A 14,131-nucleotide genomic window follows, 5' to 3' on the forward strand; every position below is an offset into this window, starting at 1 on the left:
CCGAGGGCCAGATAACAAACATCCGGAGGCATGGCCCCTGCCATTGCCTCCGGAGAGAGTGGTGGAATTACTTGGCGAGCGATTTGCTGCCGTCCTTGTGCCACTGGAAGACCTGGAAATCGAAGGAGTTCAGGTCACCTTGCTTGTTCCAGGACACGGGGCCGAGCACGGTGTCCACGCCGGTGGATTTGTGCATCCAGTCCGCCACCTTGGCGGGGTTGTCGCCAGCGGCCTTGATGGCGGCCAGCAGCGATTGAGTTGCGGCAAACGAAGTCAGCTGGAAGGCACCCGAGGCATTGCGCTTCTTGTCCTGGAAGGCCTTGACCACGGCTGCGTTCTTGGGGTTGGCGGCAAAGTCGGCGGGCAGGGTCACCAGCATGCCTTCGACGGCTGGGCCGGCAATGGCGTTGACTTCGGGGTTGCCCACGCCTTCAGGGCCCATCATCTTGACCTTCAGACCTTGCTCGGCAGCCTGACGCAGCAGCAGACCCATTTCGGGGTGGTAGCCGCCGTAATAGACAAAGTCCACGCCTGCGCCCTTGAGCTTGGTGATGACGGCGGAGTAGTCGCTGTCACCGGCGTTGATGCCCTCGAACAGGGCCACGTCGATCTTGGCCTTCTTCAGGTCGTCACGCACGGAAGAGGCAATGCCCTGGCCGTAAGACTGCTTGTCGTGCAGCACGGCAACCTTTTTGGGCTTGAGCTTCTCGGCAATGAACTTGGCGGCCGCCGGGCCTTGCTGGTCGTCACGGCCAATGGTGCGGAAGATGAAGTGGTAGTTCTTGCCGTCGGTCAGAGCGGGCGAGGTCGCAGAAGGAGTGACGACCACCACGCCTTCGTTGTTGTAGATGGGGGCTGCGGCAATCGAGGCACCCGAGCAGACGGGGCCGACCACATAGCCGATCTTGCTGTTGACCACGCGGTTGGCTGCAACAGGGCCCTGCTTGGGTTCGCAGGCATCGTCCACAGGTACCAGCTCGATCTTCTTGCCATTGACACCGCCAGCGGCATTGGCCATTTCAACGGCGGTGGTGGCGCCTTCCTTGACCATGTCGCCGTACTGAGTCAGCGCACCGGTGGTGGGGATGACCAGGGCGATCTTGATTTGTGCATGCGCGGTGGAGACCAGGGCGGCACCAGCCAGGCCCAGGGCGGCAACAACGGTTTGCATGCGGAACGGAATGCTCATAAGGACTTCCTTAATCTCGAGAGATATTCGAAAAGCGCGATTGCTGCCATAGCAGTTCGCGCAAAGAAGCTCAGATTAATCGAGTGGTCAACGAAGGCAACAGGGTATGCAGGGGCTGGTGCAGGCTTTCGGTTTTTGCTATGTCGTGCATAGCAGCTAGTACGCAAGGGCTATGGCTCAGCCTACATTTGTGATGTCTATGCACAGTCCAGGCCTGAACGGTGCTGCAAGTGTCTGCATCAGCGATCTTTTTGTGCAGATTCCTGTCCTGCCTCAGTGCAGTGCTGAAGGGTTTTTTGTTGCGGCGCGGCAACGTTGAGCGCTTGACGGCTGCTGCCGATTTGATAGAGCTTAAAAAAGAGGCTCGCTTTTTAGCTGCAGCAGTCCACCGGTGACCGGGTGCGCCAGCTCCAGTGCTGCAGCATGCAGCAACAGGCGTGGGCTGGCGCTGACCACTGCTTCGCTGGCGTATAGCGCATCGCCCAGCATGGGGTGGCCTATGGCAGCCATATGCAGGCGCAATTGATGGGTGCGGCCCGTCAGCGGGCTCAGCAGCACGCGGGTGCAAGGCTTTCCCAACTGTTCGGTGTGCTCCAGCACCAGCCATAGCGTCTGGCTGCTTTTGCCGGTTTCGTGGTCGATGACACGCAGCGGTCGACGCTCCCAGTCGGCCGCTATCGGCAGGTCTATCAGTTGCCAGCCCCTGGCATCCGCTGCTTCGCTGTGCGCCTGCAACTCACCTGCCACTACGGCGATATAGCGTTTGTCGACCTTGCGCTCGGCAAAGGCCTGGCTGAGCTGGCGTTGGACGGCCGGATTTCGAGCCATGACGACCAGACCCGATGTGGCCTGATCGAGGCGGTGCACGACCAGTGCATCGCCGAAATGCTGGAGGGCGCGCAGGCTCAGGCAGTCTTGCTTGTCGGGGCCGCGACCGGGCACGCACAACAGGCCAGAGGGCTTGTCAAGCACCAGCAGGTACTCGTCTTCATACACACAGTTCAACGCACTCATTCAAACAGCTATCGATTGTTTCAGGGGTTGAGCAGTTCATGCACAGTGGCGCAGAACTCCTGCACATCGTTGGGCTTGTGGATCAAGGCTCGGGCTCCGGCGGCAATCGCGGCCTGCTCGATTTCTGCCGTCACATAGCCGGAGGCAAGTGCCACGGGCAGTTGCGGGCTGATCTGCAGAGCCTGTCTGAGCAGGTCCAGACCGCTGAAGCCGGGCATGTTGTAGTCGGTGACTATGAGGTCAAAGCGCTGTGGCTCCTCATGCAGAGCAGCCATGGCCTCATGAGGATCGGTAAAGCCCGAGACTTCATAGCCGCGCCGGCGCAGCAGGCGCTGAAACAGAAAGACCAGAGCCTGATCGTCGTCCACATACATGACATGGCTGGCGCGCGTGGCCAGGACCGGTTCGGGCGGTGGGGCTTCGGGCTTGTCCATGCGCATGGGCGGCAGCGCACAGTGGCTGGAAGTCGGGTCGCTGAGAGGAAAGTACAGCGTGAAGCAACTGCCCTGACCCAGTTCGCTGTGTACATCGACAGCGCCGCCATGGGTGCGCATCACGCCATGCACGACCGAGAGCCCCAGGCCTGTGCCCTGGCCGACCGGTTTGGTGGTGAAAAAAGGCTCGAAGATGCGCCTCTGAGTCACGACGTCCATGCCGGGGCCAGAGTCCTGCACCATAAAGACCAGGTATTCGGCCACGGCCAGACCCAGGCGCTCGCATTGGTAGCTGTCGGGAGCAATGCGCATGGCACGCATCTGGATGACGCCGCGCTGACTTCCAATGGCCTGCATGGCGTTGTTGCAGAGATTGAACAGCGCCTGTTCCACCTGAGTGGGGTCGGCCAGCAGCGGCGGCAGGTCGCCGGACTCCTGCACCTGAAGCTCTATGGAGGGAGGCAGAGTCACGCGCAGCAGGCGAGCCGTGTCGGACATGACTTCCTGCACCTGAACCGGACGGCGTTCAGGCAGGTCATTGCGGCTGAAGGTCAGAATCTGGCGCACCAGATCTCGGGCGCGGCGACCGGCTTTTTCGATCTCGCGCAGGCTTTCCATGGCAGCCGGGTTGCCGCAGCTATCGGCCTTGGCCAGCTCCACATTACCCAGGATTGCGCCCACGATGTTGTTGAAGTCGTGGGCAATCCCGCCGGCCATGGTGCCCACGGCCTGCATCTTGTGGGATTCGCGCAGCTGGGTCTCCAGCACATTGCGCTGGGCTTCGGCGCGATTGCGGCTGGTCAGGTCGCGCGCAAAGATGGTGGTGGTGTCGCCGCTGCTGTGGTGCTCGAAGGAGACGCTGATTTCCATCGGAATCTCACGCCCCGAGAGGGTCAGACCCGTCATCTCGCCCAGCACGGCCTGTGTGGTCAGCGAGGAAAAAGCCAGCGCCCGAGCAGCATCGGGTAAAAAGCGCTCCAGCGGGCTGCCCAGGGCATCCTGAGGCGAGCACAGAAACAGGGCGGCTGCCGTGGGGTTGAAGACGGTGATGCGCTGGTGCTGATCGACGCAGATGATGGCGTCCAGCGCGGAGTTGATGACCGACTCCAGCCGTCTCTCGCTGGCATAAAGCTGTTGGTTGCGCTCTTGCAGCGCCTTGCGCTCGGCAAGCAGCGGGCCCTGATTGACAACGGCACACAAATACTGCCAGGTGGCCGGGCCGTTTTGCTGGGGCACGACCACGCCGGCCACATGCAGGTCGCCGCAGAGCTCGAACTCTTCGGTGATCTGGAACAGCACCTCGTGTACCTCGGCGCGCCCCACCGCTTTGGCCTGCTCGAAGGCTGTGGTCACGCGCTGTGCGTCGTTGACATGCACAAAGGGCTTGAAGTTGATCAGCAACCGGTCTTTTTCGCTGGGCTGAAATGCGCGGTGAGCCATGGCATTGGCCTGGACCACCATATCGTATTCATCCACCACCAGCAGCGGCAGCGGAATGCTTGCAAACAGCGTTTCAAACCGCTCCGATGCGCTCTCGGCCACGGCCTGGCTGTAATTGAGCACCTCGTTTTGCAGCTCCAGCTCGTGCTGGTAGTTGCGCAACTCCGCCACCAGGGCCTGCAGCGGGTCTTCATCCTCCGGCACCAATGGCTGGGTGTTGGCGCTCAGGCCTAGCGGCACAGCACCGGGGGCCAGCAGGACATGCAGAGGCAGGCCGCCATCAATGACAGGCAGCAAGGGTGGGGGAGTGGGTTCAGAGGAGCTCATGAGACAGGCGCAAGACCTCGGCAGTGTAAGCCGGTCCCTGCACTTGCCCTTGAAAAAGGCGGGCAGTCAACCGGTATTGAGGCAACTCGATGCGCGGTTTGGCGGCAGCAACGCAGATTGCATTGATGGTGTGAATGCACTCACTGCCGGCGAACAGCGATGGGTTGGCAGGTGTTCAGCATTGATTGTGCATAAAAAAGCCAGTGCGGCAGAGCGCACTGGCTTGGGGTGGAGACCTTGGCTATCAGTCTTCGTAGGCGTCCATGGGCACGCAGCTGCAAAACAGATTGCGGTCACCATAGACGTTATCCACGCGGCCCACGGGGCTCCAATACTTGGCGCGGCGCAGGGCAGGCACGGGATAGGCGGCGGTTTCGCGGCTGTAGCCATGTTGCCAGTCCGCGGCCAGCAAGGCCTCTGCCGTATGGGGGGCGTTCTTGAGCGGGTTGTCATCCCGGGGCAGTCTGCCGGCCTCCACCTCGGCAATCTCGGCGCGGATGGCGATCATGGCCTCGATGAAGCGGTCCAGCTCATGCAGGCTTTCACTCTCGGTCGGCTCCACCATCAGCGTGTTGGGCACGGGAAAGGACAGCGTGGGTGCATGGAAGCCGTAGTCGATCAGGCGTTTGGCCACGTCCTCGGCCATCACGCCGCAGCTGTCCTTGAAGTGGCGCAGATCCACGATGCATTCATGGGCCACGTGACCATACTCGCCCGCGTAGAGCGTGGGGAAGTGGTCCTTGAGCCGCACGCTGATGTAGTTGGCGTTGAGTATGGCGGTCTCGGTCGCCAGTTTCAGGCCCGGCTCGCCCATCATGCGGATATACATCCAGCTGATCGGCAGAACGGCGGCATTACCTAGAGGCGCTGCGCTGACGGCACCCACCTGGCGGACGTCGCCTGCAGTGGCATGCCCCGGCAGAAAGGGCACCAGATCTTCGACCACGCACACGGGACCGACGCCCGGGCCGCCACCGCCGTGAGGGATGCAGAAGGTCTTGTGCAGGTTCAGATGGCTGACATCGCCGCCGAACTCGCCGGGCGCGGCAAGACCTACCAGGGCATTCATATTGGCCCCGTCCACATAGACGCGGCCGCCATGGCTGTGCACCAGCTGGCACAGCTCCTTGACCTCGGTCTCGAACACGCCGTGCGTGCTGGGGTAGGTGATCATGATGCAGGCCAGATTGGCGCTGTGCTTCTCACAGGCCAGCTTCAGATCCGCCATGTCCACGTTGCCGTTTTCGTCGCATTGGGTGACCACGACCTGCAGGCCCACCATTTGCGCGCTGGCCGGGTTGGTGCCGTGGGCGCTGCTGGGAATCAGGCAGATATTGCGGTGCGCCTCGCCGCGTGATTCATGGAAGGCCTTGATGGCCAGCAGACCTGCGTATTCACCCTGGCTGCCTGCATTGGGCTGCAGGCTGATGCCCGCGTAGCCCGTGGCCTGACACAGCCAGTCGCGCAACTGCTGGTCCAGCTCGGCATAGCCTTGCAGCTGGCTGGCGGGAGCAAACGGGTGGATGTCGGCGAACGCTGGCCAGGTGATGGGAATCATCTCGCTGGTGGCATTGAGCTTCATGGTGCAACTGCCCAGCGGGATCATGCTGCGGTCCAGGGCCAGGTCCTTGTCGCTGAGGCTGCGGATATAGCGCAGCATAGCGGTTTCGGAGTGGTGGGTGTTGAAGACCGGGTGGCTCAGATAGGTCGTGCTGCGCTGCAGGGATTCGGGGATCAGCGAGGTCGGGCCCTCGTCCATGGCCTCGATGGTGGGCAGAGCCTGGCCCTCCTGGGCAAAGATGCTCCAGATCAGCTCGACATCGGACCGGGTCGTGGTTTCGTCCAGGCTGATGCAGAGATATTCATTCCAGGCCTTGCGTAGATTGACCCCCCGGGATACGGCACGAGCCGCCAGGGCATCGGTCGCATCCCGGGTATGCAGACTCAGTGTGTCGAAGGCTGTGTCGTGGTGACGGGCGCTGAAGCCCAGCCGGGCCAGGCCCCGGCTCAGGATCGCCGTCAGGCGCGCTACCCGCTGGGCAATGCGCTTCAGTCCCTGGGGGCCGTGGTAGACGGCATACATGCTGGCGATCACGGCCGGCAGGACCTGGGCCGTACAGATATTGGACGTCGCCTTTTCGCGGCGGATATGCTGCTCACGTGTCTGCAGCGCGAGGCGATAGGCGGGCTTGCCATGCGCATCGACGCTGACGCCCACCAGGCGACCAGGCAGGCTGCGCTTGTATTCGTCGCGGCAGGCCATGAAAGCTGCGTGCGGGCCGCCTGCGCCCATGGGCATGCCGAAGCGCTGGCTGTTGCCCACGACAATATCGGCATCCCATTGGCCGGGCGGTGTCAGCAGGGTCAGGGCCAGCAGGTCGGTTGCCACGATGGCGGCCGCCTGCTTGGCGTGAATGGCTTGCACATCGGCCTTCCAGTCCACGATCCAGCCGCTGGAGGCCGGGTACTGGATGACGGCTGCAAACAGGTCGCCCGCCAGCGCGGCCTCCCACTCCTGCTGGCTGTTGGCGATCACCACTTCGATGCCGATCGGCCGGGCGCGGGTCTCGATGACTTCAATCGTTTGCGGGTGCAGATCGCCGGCCAGCACGATGCGATGGCTTCTGGATTTGACAGAGCGCCTGGCCAGCGTCATGGCCTCTGCGGCTGCCGTGGCTTCGTCCAGCATCGAGGCATTGGCAATCGGCATGCCGGTCAGGTCGGTCACCATGGTCTGGAAGTTGACCAGTGCCTCCATGCGTCCCTGTGAAATCTCGGCCTGGTAGGGGGTGTAGGCCGTGTACCAGGCGGGGTTTTCGAGGATGTTGCGCAGGATGACGCCCGGCGTGTGCGTGCCGTAGTAGCCCTGGCCGATAAAGCTCTTCAGAACCTGGTTCTTGCTGGCGATGGCCTTGAGTTCGGCCAGCGCGGCGGCTTCGGTAATCGGCGGCGGAAGATCCATGGGCCTGGCACGAGCGATGGAGTCGGGCATCACATCGCGAATCAAGGCGTCCAGCGAGGGCTTGCCGATGGCGGCCAGCATTTTTTGCTGCTCCTCGGCGTCCGGGCCTATGTGACGGGGGATGAATTCGTGGCTGTTTTCCAGCGCTTGCAGCGAAGCGACGGGGGCGGGAGGCGACATCAGCATGGGAGGGACCTATTCTCAAATACTGTGACTGACGGTTTGCATGCCAGGCATGCGTGAATGCGGTATGCCTGAAGGCATACAGCCGGTGCTTCAAGCAGCGCTGACCTGTTCCAGCGCGGTGTTCATCAGGGCCAGGCGTTCGCTTTCCTGGTCGGCATATTCCCAATCGGGATATTTGCTGCGTGCCACCGTGTTCAGCCATTGCTGGCAGGCCAACGCAAGCAGGGCCTGCTTGTGCAGATCGGCATCGATGCGGCCTGCGATCTTGAGCTGACCAAAGGCGGTGGCCACGTGGGCGCGACAGACCGAGCGCAGATAGCTCTGGTTCATGTCGTCGCTGGCCAGCCATTGGGCCTTGGCCGCTTCGTCATGAGCCAGCATGTCCTGGGGCACGGGCAGATCCCAGTCGCTCAGTTGCTGACGCAGAAAGCGCAGGGTCTTGGCGGGCTTGCCGTCCGTCTGCTCCTGGTACCACTCTTCAAGTGCGGCCAGTGTGTCGCTGCCGTCATCGTTGCCGAAGGGGCTGAAGTCGTCACCGCAGTCGTAATAGAAGTCCTGGGCCGCGATGCGCGCAAAGGCCGGGTGACTGGTCTCGCGGGCGAGGCCGACGTCCGGATCGTCGAAATACAGAATGGTGCTCATGGCTGCATGCAAAAACGGCCTTCGCAATGCGAGGGCCGTTGATACGCTTAGTTGTCCTTGGCGAAATCGTTGTAGGCGGTCTCTTCCATCAGACCTTCGAGCTCGCCCACATTGCTCATCTTGACCTTGAAGAACCAGCCCGCAGCCAGCGGGTCGCTGTTGGCGAGCGACGGGTCATCGCGCAGGGCTTCGTTGACTTCGACGATCTCGCCGGTCACGGGCATGTAGACATCGGCAGCGGCCTTGACGGACTCGACCACGCCAGCCACATCGCCGGCCTTGAAGGAGGATCCCACGGTAGGCAGGTCCACAAACACCACATCGCCCAGCGCATCCTGTGCGTGTACGGTGATGCCGACGATGGCGGCATTGGTGTCAGCGGCGTTGATCCACTCGTGTTCTTTGGAATACTTGATGCTCATGGAAAGCTCCAGATGGGGGATTCAGGGGAATCGGGTGTTGTTTGAGAAAGGTCCAGCTCGCACTTTAGCGGTGTTCTGGCCGCTGTTTGGCAAACTGGCCCGTCTCATGCGCGGCGGCAGACCTAGCCGCGGTAGTAGCGGGTGGGAACGAAGGGCGTGGCGACCACCTTCATGGGCACGGGCTTGCCGCGCACCATGGCGAAGATTTCCGTATCGATGGCGGCATAGTCGGGCTCGACATAGGCCAGCGCCACAGGCTGGTTGAGCGTGGGGCTGAGCAGACCGCTGGTGATGTGGCCGATATGCTGTCCGTCCATGTTTTCCAGCACGGCGGGCTCGCGCACGGGAATGCGCTCCAGCGCGATCAGACCCACGCGCTTGCGGCGCAGCGACTGAGGGTTCTGCAATTGCTCCAGCACGATGGCCGCACCGGGAAAACCGCCCTCGCGCTCGCCGCCGCTGCGGCGCACCTTCTGCATGGCCCAGTTCAGCGCGGCTTCCACCGGCGTGGTGCTGGTGTCTATGTCGTTGCCGTACAGGCAAAGTCCGGCTTCTAGGCGCAGCGAGTTGCGCGCGCCCAGACCGATGGGTGCCACCTCGGGCTGCGCCAGCAGAGCTTCGGCAAAGGCTTCGGCAGCTTCGCCGGGCAGGGAGATTTCAAAACCGTCCTCGCCCGTATAGCCGCTGCGCGTGATGTAGAGCGCATGGCCTTGCCAGTCGAAGTGATTGCCGGTCATGAAGACCAGTTGCGTCACACCGGGAATCAGACGCGAGAGCGCCGCAGCGGCTTGCGGGCCTTGCAGGGCCAGCAGGGCGCGCTCGGGCAGTGGGACGACCTCGCAGCGGCTGGCGATGCTGCTCTTGATATGAACGATATCGGCCTCTTTGCAGGCACCGTTGACGATGAGGAACAGATCATCGCCGCGGTTGACGAACATCAGATCGTCCAGAATGCCGCCTTGCTCATTGAGCAGCAGGCCGTAGCGCTGCTTGTGCAGGCCCAGGTCCATGACATCGACGGGCATCAGCGATTCGAGCGCGGCAGCGGCATCGGGGCCGCGCAACAGCAGCTGGCCCATGTGCGAGACATCGAACAGGCCGGCGGCCTTGCGCGTGTGCAGATGCTCGGCCATCAGGCCTTGAGGGTATTGCACGGGCATTGAGTAGCCGGCAAACGGCACCATGCGGGCACCCAGCTTCTGGTGCAGGGCAAACAGCGGCGTGGAACGCAGATCGGAAGAAGTGGCAGCAGCAGTCACAGGCAAGCGCTCCGGTGGTCAAAACCAAATGAGTGGCCATGCATGACTGAGCCATGCTTGGCGGGCTTGCCCTGCTGTCCGCTTTACCTGAGAGATTCACTGCACGCATTGCATCGGGCAGTTTGCTCCTTCGGTGGATGCCAGCGCACATACGAAATGACGGCCTGCATCTCTCTCCAGCAAGGGACGCTGCAGGTTTGCACACCTTGCAGCGCTTGTCAGTCCTTTTGCCTGAGCGTTTTGACACCGGGTGGGGCGTCTGCGCCTTCGGCGGTGCGAGGCAGCTTCAAGCTGCCGGCACTCTCTCCTGACGTTGACGATTCTAGCGGTGGGCAGGGTGCCTGCACCACCGCAATGAATGGATTTTGGGGTTTTCGAGCACAGATCGTCGGAATTGAGCTTGCGCTTTCACTGCGGTTCCGTGTTCATGGTGGGCGTGCGAGGGACATCGACCTCTTGGCGTGGAAACACCAGTTGGTAGGGCTGCTCGAAGCAGGCCGTCACGGCCTGGCCCTGGCGCATGCCGGGCTTGAACTTCCAGCGTTCGAGCGAGCGCATGATGGACTTCACGATGCGGGGATCGGTATCGGCGGGCTGATAGGCCACACGGCCGAGCTGACCCTGAGCCGTGACTTCCAGGCGGAAGACCACCGTGGTTTCCAGCCCGTTTGGAAACCAGTGGGCGCTGATGAAAGGCGTGGTGTGACGGCGTGGCCGGGGTTGCTGATCGAGCTGGGCGGGAGGTGTGCAATCTGCATTGATCCAGGCAGGCCATTCCATGCTCTGTGGACGCTTTGGAGATGCCGCCGGGGCAGGTGTCAGCTCCGGCTTTGGGGAAACCGTGTCTGGTGTGTCGGCTCTCGCAAGCGGCTTGGGCTGGCTGTCATCAGGAAGGCTGGAGCAGGCGCCGAGCAGCAAGCTGAGCAGAGAAGCGGCGGCAAGGTGTGGGGTGCGCGTAAAGTCCATGAGCGCATTGTCGGCCATGTTTGTCGGCCATGTCGGCAGCGCTTTCAGGGTTGCGCCGGGCGCAGGTCCAGTCCCTTGCTGTCGGCCTCGGCGCAGGCGCGCCACCAGGCCGAGCCCGCATGCGGAGCGCCCAGGTCCAGGCGCTCGCCCATCATGGGCGTGGCGATCTCTATGCCGTGCTGTCTGCCCAGACTCAGGATCTGCTCGAACGGGTCCCACCAGGCATGCATGGCGAGGTTGAAGGTGCCGTTGTGTATGGGCAGCAGCCATTGGCCGCCGAGATCCCGGTGGGCCTGCACGGTCTGGGCCGGATGCATATGGACATAGGGCCAGTGGGCGTCGTAGGCACCGGTCTCCATCAATGTGACATCGAAGGGGCCGAAGCGCCTGCCGATTTCGGCAAAGCCGTCGAAGTAGCCGCCATCGCCGCTGAAGAAGACGCGCAGCGGCCTGTCGGCCTGGCGGTCTTCTATGGTCCAGGAAGCCCATAGGGTGCGGTTGCCGTCGCGCAGGCTGCGTCCCGAGAAATGCTGGGCGGGCGTGGCCGTGAAACGCAGGCCGTCGACCTCGCTGCCCTGCCACCAGTCGTGCTGCACGATCTTGTCGGCCGGCACGCCCCAGGCTGCCAGTCTGTCTCCCACACCCAGAGGGCAGAGAAACACTCCCACCTTGGGCGCGAGCACGCGAATGCTGGCACGGTCCAGGTGGTCGTAGTGGTCATGCGAGAGCAGCACGCCGCGCAGGGCCGGCAACTCGTCCAGGGCAATCGGCGGGGCATGAAAGCGCTTGGGGCCGGCAAACGATAGCGGCGAGGCACGCTCGGAAAACACGGGATCCGTCAGCCACCAGCCGCCGCGCAGCTTCATCAGCAAGGTCGAATGGCCCAGGCGATACAGGCTGCGTTCGGGCGCGAGGTCCAGCTCGGCCGTGCTCAGCGACAGCACCGGCAGCGCCTTGCCCGGCTCGGAATCGGCCGGCTTGTTGAAGAAGAACTTCCAGAGCGTCCCTGCATCGGGCTTGGGGCCGTCGGCCGGACGTGGATGTGTGTTGCGAAAGCGCCCGCTCGAGTACTGAGGCGAGTCCTCGTAGTCGGCGATGGGGGTGGAGAGGCTTGGTTTGCGAAACAAGATCGGACGCCTTAGTAAGACATTTGCTGCAGTTTGGGACGGTTTGCCGCGCTGCAAGAGCCGGCTTGCGAGAGGCCGTATCGCCGGGGCGGCCATTCCAATGATCCGATGGGGTGAATGCGACACTCGCTGCCTGAGGAGCAAATACACATGAATCCCATGGTTCGCAATCTGGAGAGCATGCTGGCGGCCGGCAAGGACGGTGCGCTGCTGCGCTATACCCTGGGCAAGGCCTATGCCGACGACGAGCAGATGGCGGTGGCGCGCGAGCATCTGCGCAAGGCCACGGCACTGGATGCCGAATACTCCGTCGCCTGGAAGCAGCTGGGCAAGGTGGAGCTGGCGCTGGGTGATGCGCAGGCGGCGCGAGCCGCCTGGCAGCAAGGGCTGAGCTGTGCCCAGGCCAAGGGCGATGCCCAGGTCGTCAAGGAGTTGCAGGTGTTTATGCGACGCCTGGACAAGCAGGCTGACGGCGCTTAGGAACTATCAAAAAAATAGCTGAAAGCGCTTTTGCATCAAGCGCTTTCAGCCAATTTGGTCTGATGTTAATCAGTGTGCGCCGGCGGCCGCGTCGGCGCCTCCTGCGGCAGCGGCCGGGCGCTTGGTGAACCAGATCAGCACGATCAGGCTCAGGAACAGGAAGGACGATGCCAGAAAGATGTCGTCGGCGGCCCGCGTGAAGGCCTGCTGATCGATCAGCCGGTTGATCTGGGCATAGGCCTGCTCGGCGCTCATGCCTGCTGCCTGCAGGTTTCTGACCGTGCTCGCAAACGTGCCCTGGCCCTGCACCAGCAGCTCGGTCAGATGCGCATGGTGCATGGAGGCCCGGCTTTCCCAGAGCGTGGTGGCAATCGAGGTGCCCATGGCGCCCGCCGTGATGCGCACGAAGTTGGACAGGCCTGCTGCGGCAGGAATGCGATCCGGCGTCAGCCCGCTCAGCGTGATGGTGGTCAGCGGAATGAAGAAAAAGGCCATTGCGCCGCCCTGAATCAGCGTGGGAATCAGGATATGGGCGAAATCGGTCTCCACGGTGAACTGCGAGCGCATCCACAGCACCATGGCAAACACGATGAAGGCAATGGTTGCCATCTTGCGCGGATCCCAGACACCGACCTTGCGGCCCACCATGGGCGTGAGCAGGATGGCCAGCAGGCCCACCGGGGCCAGGGCCAGGCCGGCCGAGGTGGAGGTGTAGCCCATCCATTGCTGCAGCCACAGCGGCAGCAGCACCACATTGCCGAAGAACAGGCCATAGGCGATCGACAGCGCGATCGAGCCGGCCGCAAAGTTGCGCCGCTTGAACAGGCGCAGATCGACGACGGGATGGGCGTCGGTCAGCTCCCAGACCACGAACACGGCAAAGGCCACCACGGCAATCACCGCAAAGGCGATGATTTCATTGGAGGCAAACCAGTCCAGCTCCTTGCCCTTGTCCAGCATCAGCTGCAGTGCCGCCACCCAGAGCACGAGCAGGGACAGGCCCACGGTGTCGATAGGCAGCTTGCGCGTGGGCGTTTCGCGGTTGCGGTAGATGCTCCAGGTCATGAGGGCCGAGAGCAGGCCCACGGGCACATTGATGTAGAAGATCCAGGGCCAGGAAATGTTGTCCGTGATCCAGCCGCCCAGCAGCGGCCCCACCACGGGCGCGACCAGCGTGGTCACGCCCCAGAGCGATAGCGCCACACCGGCCTTGGCGGGCGGATAGCTGGACAGCAGCAGGGTCTGCGACAGCGGAATCATGGGGCCGGCCACGGCGCCTTGCAGCACACGGAACAGCACCAGCATCTCCAGCGAGGAGGCAAAGCCGCAGAGCCAGGAGGTCAGCACGAACAGCAGCACGCTCATGGTGAACAGGCGCACGGCGCCGAAGCGCTGGGTGAGCCAGCCCGTCAGCGGCACGGAGATGGCATTGGCCACACCGAAGCTGGTGATGACCCAGGTGCCCTGGCTGGGGCTGACGCCCACATCGCCGGAGATGGCCGGAATGGCCACGTTGGCGATGGAGGAGTCCAGCACGTTCATGAAGGTGGCCAGCGATAGTGCCAGCGTGCCCAGAGCGAGCTGCGCGCCCTTGAGAGGGGCGATGGCAGGCGGCATGGGGCGGGCCGCCGGAGCCGGTGGCGAGGCGCCCGCTCCGGGGTCGTCAGAGGTCGTGGAAGTCAT

The 14,131-nt window shown here is 63.0% G+C and carries 11 protein-coding genes and 2 riboswitches; of the genes, 1 reads left to right on the forward strand and 10 read right to left on the reverse strand.

Annotated elements, in window-relative coordinates:
* Positions 1–67: 67 nt before the first annotated feature.
* The 9 genes from P353_RS25595 to P353_RS25635 all read right to left on the reverse strand — a co-directional run bounded on the left by P353_RS25595 (position 68) and on the right by P353_RS25635 (position 11,968).
* Entirely contained in the window at positions 68–1,189 is a 1,122-nt protein-coding gene (locus P353_RS25595) for a branched-chain amino acid ABC transporter substrate-binding protein (RefSeq protein WP_034375865.1), read from the reverse strand.
* Between the two features lie 351 nt (positions 1,190–1,540).
* Positions 1,541–2,203: an RluA family pseudouridine synthase gene (locus P353_RS25600; protein ID WP_034375867.1), complete on the reverse strand. Its 663-nt coding sequence runs from the start codon at positions 2,201–2,203 to the stop codon at positions 1,541–1,543.
* Between the two features lie 20 nt (positions 2,204–2,223).
* Positions 2,224–4,404, reverse strand: coding sequence for a PAS domain-containing hybrid sensor histidine kinase/response regulator (locus P353_RS25605; protein WP_034375869.1), 2,181 nt, complete (start codon positions 4,402–4,404; stop codon positions 2,224–2,226).
* Between the two features lie 244 nt (positions 4,405–4,648).
* Positions 4,649–7,552, reverse strand: a complete 2,904-nt coding sequence (gene gcvP, locus P353_RS25610) for an aminomethyl-transferring glycine dehydrogenase (RefSeq protein ID WP_034375870.1) — start codon at positions 7,550–7,552, stop codon at positions 4,649–4,651.
* A gap of 90 nt (positions 7,553–7,642) precedes the next feature.
* On the reverse strand, positions 7,643–8,194 hold the full coding sequence (locus P353_RS25615; protein WP_034375872.1) for a MolR family transcriptional regulator: 552 nt from the start codon (positions 8,192–8,194) through the stop codon (positions 7,643–7,645).
* A gap of 47 nt (positions 8,195–8,241) precedes the next feature.
* On the reverse strand, positions 8,242–8,616 hold the full coding sequence (gene gcvH, locus P353_RS25620) for a glycine cleavage system protein GcvH (protein ID WP_034375874.1): 375 nt from the start codon (positions 8,614–8,616) through the stop codon (positions 8,242–8,244).
* A 122-nt stretch (positions 8,617–8,738) separates the two neighbouring features.
* Positions 8,739–9,875 carry a glycine cleavage system aminomethyltransferase GcvT gene (gene gcvT, locus P353_RS25625; protein WP_198529157.1) on the reverse strand — a complete coding sequence of 379 codons (1,137 nt, stop codon included), beginning with the start codon at positions 9,873–9,875 and terminating at the stop codon, positions 8,739–8,741.
* A 64-nt stretch (positions 9,876–9,939) separates the two neighbouring features.
* Positions 9,940–10,065: riboswitch (glycine riboswitch) on the reverse strand.
* Between the two features lie 19 nt (positions 10,066–10,084).
* A riboswitch (glycine riboswitch) is annotated at positions 10,085–10,195 on the reverse strand.
* 88 nt (positions 10,196–10,283) lie between these two features.
* Entirely contained in the window at positions 10,284–10,655 is a 372-nt protein-coding gene (locus P353_RS30115) for an energy transducer TonB (protein WP_232776918.1), read from the reverse strand.
* A gap of 230 nt (positions 10,656–10,885) precedes the next feature.
* Positions 10,886–11,968, reverse strand: coding sequence for an MBL fold metallo-hydrolase (locus P353_RS25635; protein ID WP_034375882.1), 1,083 nt, complete (start codon positions 11,966–11,968; stop codon positions 10,886–10,888).
* A gap of 150 nt (positions 11,969–12,118) precedes the next feature.
* Here P353_RS25635 and P353_RS25640 point away from each other — a divergent pair, with 150 nt between their 5' ends.
* Positions 12,119–12,448, forward strand: coding sequence for a hypothetical protein (locus P353_RS25640; protein ID WP_034375885.1), 330 nt, complete (start codon positions 12,119–12,121; stop codon positions 12,446–12,448).
* Between the two features lie 69 nt (positions 12,449–12,517).
* Here the strand turns inward: P353_RS25640 and P353_RS25645 are convergent, their stop codons facing one another.
* A complete protein-coding gene (locus tag P353_RS25645) occupies positions 12,518–14,131 on the reverse strand; it encodes a DHA2 family efflux MFS transporter permease subunit (RefSeq protein ID WP_034375888.1) in 1,614 nt (537 codons plus the stop codon).

It is taken from the genome of Comamonas testosteroni (assembly GCF_000761245.1).
GTDB lineage: Bacteria > Pseudomonadota > Gammaproteobacteria > Burkholderiales > Burkholderiaceae_C > Comamonas > Comamonas testosteroni_C.